Below are 5,445 nucleotides of genomic sequence, written 5' to 3'. Positions count from 1 at the left end.
CGTGCAACAAGTTGCACGCTACGATTCACTAAAAAATAGACACGGTTGCCAGTTTTCACAAGCCCCTTGAGGAGCTTGTGAAGTATAGGCGCTTAGCTTATTAATAGGGGAATTTAAAAAATGCACGTCTTACGTGCGGATTGTTATTGATTGAGTAAACGTTGGAGTGATTGATAAATAATTTGCGCTTGCTCATTTGCCAGTGCTGATTTTTTTTCTTCTGAAATCACGACCGCACTTTGTTGTTTATTCAACGCGGCAAGTTGCATTTGATAGCTGCCTTTGCCGAGATTCGGTAATGCTTGCGAGCTAATTTGCTGCCAGGCTTTTTGCGATAGCGGTTTGTAATAAAGCTCTCGAATTCCGCGGGCGCTCATGTCTTTTTTGATTTCAAACCCAAGTTTTGGGAGTGTTTCGCCTAATTTTTCCCACGCAGCATCAAACGGTGCAGACAGAATGAGTGCGGTTCTGCCATTGGTATCTGTTGCGATATGCGAGGCGATAGGCGCAGTGGTGGATGCACTCAGATCCTGTTGTTGTTTTTGGTAGGCGGCATTTAATTCGCCGATAAGTTGATTTAGGCGATCAGAGGCATACCGTTGTTTATCCGTAATGGAAGGCGTGTAAATGGTCTCATTGCGTTTCATTTGCAAAACAGAAACCATCAACGCTGCGGCTTGTTCCGTATCGACTTCTTCAATTTGATAGCGAATTTGCGTGTTTTTCAAATCATCGCTTCGCCCGGTGGCAGCCCAATCAGTGAGCAGTTTTCCATTCTCTCGTGTATATTGGATATTTTGCTCTTTGAGTAGGCGTTCAATTTGTTTTAAATTGTAAATTTTTTGCTGATCCGACGTATAGGCAATAAGCGCGCGTTCGCCATCAAATCGTGTAATAGAATCATGAATGATGGCTAAAGGAATAGAAGGTGGGCGAATATCGACCTTATCATCTTTGTTCACTTTAATCTGTGGCAGTTGATATTCTGTGCTGGCAGTCGGTAACTTGACACCGCCGCTGGCAAGCGGATTAAGGCGAGGCAAGTCCACATTGGATTTTTGGTAGGTATCTCCAGCTTGTTGTTTGCTTTCATTGCTTGCAGAGCAGGCGGTTAGCGTAGAAATCACGGCAACCGTTAATAGCCATTTTTTCATAAATTATCCTTGATTATGACAACTGAAAAGTTAAACGTCTGTTTAGGACAGATAAATCATAAAGGCGTTCAAGGCCTGATGACGGCCTTGAGCGTGTATTTTAGCGTAATCCGGCAAAGTTTAATGCATCTAGCACAACAGGTTGGGCGGATTCACTGAGTAGGGTAAGTGGCAAACGCAATGTTGGATCGGCAATCAGACCCAGTTTATAGCATGCCCATTTCACCGGAATTGGGTTGGATTCAATAAATAGGTTTTTGTGTAACGGCATTAAACGTTGGTTAATGGTTTCTGCTTCGCTAAATTGACCTTGGCGGGCTAAGCGACACATTTCAGCCATGGCTTTTGGCGCAACGTTAGAGGTAACGGAAATCACCCCTTCTGCGCCCAATTTCATGGCTTCTAAACAGGAAGCGTCATCGCCACTAAAGACGAAGAAATCTTTTCCGGCAAGTTGTTTAATCTTTTGCACGCGGCTAATGTCGCCGGTTGCTTCTTTGATGCCAATGATATTCGGAATGGCGGACAATCGCCCCACAGTTTCAGGGAGCAAGTCGCTGCCGGTTCTGCCGGGAACGTTATAAAGAATTTGAGGAATATCCGTGCATTCCGCAATGGCTTTGAAGTGTTGATACATTCCTTCTTGCGTCGGTTTGTTGTAGTAAGGCACGACGGATAAACACCCTACGATGCCACTGTTATTTAATAATTTTGTCATGGTCACAGCTTCGCTGGTAGCGTTGGCACCGGTGCCTGCAATAACCGGAATTCGGCCGGCAGCAAATTCAACTGTTTTTAAAATCACTTTAACATTTTCTTCAATGCTTAATGTCGCTGATTCGCCGGTGGTTCCCACAGAAACGATAGCATCCGTACCGGCTTGAACGTGATATTCAACCAGTTGTTTTAAGTTTTCAAAATCCACTTCGCCATGATTATTCATTGGTGTGACCAAGGCAACGATACTGCCTTGCAGTAAAGGCGCATTTGACATAAAAGCCTCCGATTATTGTTATTCTATTATGCTAATTAAGTATGAAAGATGAGGGTTGCTTGCTAAGTTTCGCTTAAGATCGCTAAAATAGCCATAATTTGCAAGCAATTTTTTTATTTTTTAGAGGAGTTAACCTAGGTGTTAAAGCAATTAAACAGAGGTGATGATGCACCATTATTTACATTATTAAATCAAAATGGCGAGCCCGTTTCTTTGGCGCAATTTCGTGGAAAGAAAGTGCTAGTTTATTTTTATCCGAAAGCCTTAACGCCCGGATGTACGACACAAGCTTGCGGCTTACGTGATAGCAAAGCCGAATTGGATAAATTTAATCTTATTATTTTAGGCATCAGCCCTGATAAGCCACAGAAATTAGCGCAATTTGCCGATAAAAAAGCGTTAAATTTCATGCTATTATCGGATGAAACCCACGAAGTCGCCGAGCAATTTGGTGTCTGGGGTGAGAAAAAATTTATGGGACGCACATTTGATGGCATTCATCGCGTCAGTTTTTTAATTGATGAGCAGGGAAAAATTGAACAGGTATTTGATAAATTCAAAACAACTCAGCATCATGAAGTCATATTGAACTACCTGAGCTCAAATTCATAATAAAATCAAATGACATCATTAGACTTAATATGAGATTTTGTTTAGACTTATAACATTTTTTTGACAAACGGAGAAAACAATGTCGTTAAATGGTTCGGATCAAGATCCTTGGAGCAAACCAAAGCAAAACGGGCAATCATCGGAGAATAACACGTCCGACCAAAATGAAGGCCGCTCGAATTGGGATCGTTCTTCCAATTCACAAAAAGACAATCAACAATCCCCACCGGATTTAGAGGATATTTTCAATAATTTATTGAAAAAATTAAGCGGCAAGGGCGGTGCAAATAATACGAATTCGTCAAACGCCTTTTCCGGGGGCGTTGGTAAGTTGTTGCCAATTGCCATTGCGGCAGGCGTCATTTTATGGGGCGCCAGCGGTTTTTATACGGTCAAAGAAGCTGAACGCGGGGTTGTCTTGCGTTTAGGACATTTTCATTCCATTGAACAACCCGGCTTAAACTGGAAACCGACCTTTATCGATCGCGTCATTCCGGTGAACGTAGAACGCGTATTGGAATTAAAAACCCAAGGTGCGATGCTGACGCAAGACGAAAACATGGTCAAAGTCGAAATGACCGTGCAGTATCGCATTCAGGATCCGGCGAAATATTTATTTAGTGCCGTCAACGCCAATGACAGCTTAAATCAAGCAACGGATAGTGCATTACGTTATGTGATTGGCCACATGACGATGAACGATATTTTAACGACCGGTCGTTCAGTGGTGCGTGAAAATACTTGGAAAGCATTAAATCAGATCATTGAGCCATATAACATGGGATTAGAAGTGATTGATGTGAACTTCCAGTCTGCTCGTCCACCGGAAGAGGTGAAAGATGCCTTTGACGATGCGATTAAAGCCCAAGAAGACGAGCAACGTTACATTCGTGAAGCAGAAGCCTATGCGCGTGAGAAAGAGCCGATTGCGCGTGGTAATGCTCAGCGTATTTTGGAAGAAGCGACTGCGTATAAAGATCGCGTTGTGTTGGATGCTAAAGGGGAAGTTGAGCGCTTCCAACCGCTTTTAGCGGAATTTAATGCGGCACCGGAAGTTTTCCGCGAGCGCTTGTATATTCAATCCATGGAAAAAGTGATGGCGAATACGCCGAAAGTGATGCTAGATAGCGGTAGCGGCAATAATTTAACCGTACTACCGTTGGAACAATTATTAAAAGGAAAAGTCTCTCACGTTCTTTCAAATAGCCAGAGTGCGAATGAAACACATGAGACACAACAAAGTGCGGTCAATTCCGGCAATGTTTCTCGTCCACACGAACAAGCAACAACACTCAGACCGGTGGAATCAAGAGGAGATAATGGCCGTCAAGGGAGAACTTACTAATGCGTAAATTTGTATTACCGATCATTTTTATTCTGATTGCTTTGGTATATTCCAGCATTGTGGTTGTCACCGAAGGCACGCGAGGCATCATGTTACGCTTTGGCAAAGTACAACGCGATGCCGATAATAAAGTGGCTATTTATAACCCGGGATTGCATTTTAAAATCCCATTCATTGATAACATCAAAGTGCTTGATGCGCGCCTACAAACCCTAGACGGTCAAGCAGATCGCTTTGTAACCGTAGAGAAAAAAGACCTGTTGGTGGATTCCTATGTAAAATGGCGTATTAATGACTTCGGTCGTTTTTTCACCTCTACCGGTGGTGGTGATTATGCACAAGCCGCGAATTTACTGCGTCGTAAAGTCAATGACCGGTTGCGTTCTGAAATCGGTTCACGCACCATTAAAGACATTGTCTCCGGCACACGGGGTGAACTCATGGAAGGGGCGAAAAAGGCGTTAAATAGCGGACAAGACAGCACAGCAGAGCTAGGCATTGAAGTGCTTGATGTGCGAATTAAGCAAATTAACTTGCCGGATGAGGTGTCTTCTTCCATTTATCAACGGATGCGTGCAGAACGTGATGCCGTTGCTCGTGAACACCGTTCGCAAGGTAAAGAAAAAGCCGCATTTATTCAAGCAGACGTGGATCGTAAAGTGACGTTGATTATCGCCAATGCAGAAAAAACTGCCCAAGAATTGCGTGGGGAAGGGGACGCTACAGCGGCGAAGATTTTTGCAGAAGCATTTGGTAAAGAACCGGAATTTTATAGTTTCATTCGTAGCCTTAAAGCCTATGAAAGCAGCTTTGCTAATTCCGATAACTTGCTCATTCTAAAACCGGACAGTGATTTCTTCCGTTTTATGCAATCACCAAGTAAATAATCAAACATAAAATCGCCGCTCAACATTGTGCAGATACCTCCAAAAATAAAGGGCGGCTTACGTAAATAATAAAAAGTGCGGTGAGATTTTTGAAAATTTTTCAGAATCTCACCGCACTTTTATTATAGCCAGTCAAAGTCTGACTATAAAAACCATACGCGATGCGTATGGAGTCCTCCTCATAGCGTGCAACTTGTTGCACGAATGATTAACTTCGATGTGTAATTCACGATTTTGTGCGTAGCGTGCAACTTGTTGCACGAATAATTAACCTCGATGTGTAATTTGCGATGTCGTAGTGTGCAACTTATTGCACGAATAATTAACCTCGATGCGTAATTCACGATTTTGTGCGTAGCGTGCATCTTGATGCACGACCAAACTACGCACGGAACGTTATTTACCCTTTCAGGCATTCCCGATTTCGTGCAACAAGTTGCACGCTACGATTCA

General features: G+C 43.1%; 5 protein-coding genes. 3 read left to right on the top strand and 2 right to left on the bottom strand.

Features of this window, described 5'->3' with window-relative positions:
* Positions 1-143: 143 nt before the first annotated feature.
* Positions 144-1,154, bottom strand: a complete 1,011-nt coding sequence (bamC, locus tag HMPREF9065_RS04010; RefSeq protein WP_021616265.1) for an outer membrane protein assembly factor BamC — start codon at positions 1,152-1,154, stop codon at positions 144-146.
* 100 nt (positions 1,155-1,254) lie between these two features.
* Positions 1,255-2,148 carry a 4-hydroxy-tetrahydrodipicolinate synthase gene (gene dapA / locus HMPREF9065_RS04015; RefSeq protein ID WP_021616264.1) on the bottom strand — a complete coding sequence of 298 codons (894 nt, stop codon included), beginning with the start codon at positions 2,146-2,148 and terminating at the stop codon, positions 1,255-1,257.
* Positions 2,149-2,286: 138 nt separating this feature from the next.
* On the opposite strand from dapA, the gene bcp reads away from it, so the two are divergent.
* The 3 genes from bcp (at position 2,287) to hflC (ending at position 4,992) form a co-directional block, all read left to right on the top strand.
* Positions 2,287-2,760, top strand: coding sequence for a thioredoxin-dependent thiol peroxidase (gene bcp, locus HMPREF9065_RS04020; RefSeq protein ID WP_021616263.1), 474 nt, complete (start codon positions 2,287-2,289; stop codon positions 2,758-2,760).
* A 79-nt stretch (positions 2,761-2,839) separates the two neighbouring features.
* Complete coding sequence (gene hflK / locus HMPREF9065_RS04025) at positions 2,840-4,105, top strand: FtsH protease activity modulator HflK (RefSeq protein WP_021616262.1); 1,266 nt, start codon at positions 2,840-2,842, stop codon at positions 4,103-4,105.
* Positions 4,105-4,992, top strand: a complete 888-nt coding sequence (hflC, locus tag HMPREF9065_RS04030) for a protease modulator HflC (protein ID WP_021616261.1) — start codon at positions 4,105-4,107, stop codon at positions 4,990-4,992. Before hflK ends, hflC begins: the two co-directional genes overlap by 1 nt.
* Positions 4,993-5,445 lie beyond the last annotated feature (453 nt).

Origin of the sequence: Aggregatibacter sp. oral taxon 458 str. W10330 (assembly GCF_000466335.1) — a bacterium.
Classification (GTDB): Bacteria; Pseudomonadota; Gammaproteobacteria; order Enterobacterales; family Pasteurellaceae; genus Aggregatibacter.
The sequence above is the reverse complement of the archived record's forward strand: the minus strand, read 5'-3'. Positions and strand labels throughout refer to the sequence as shown.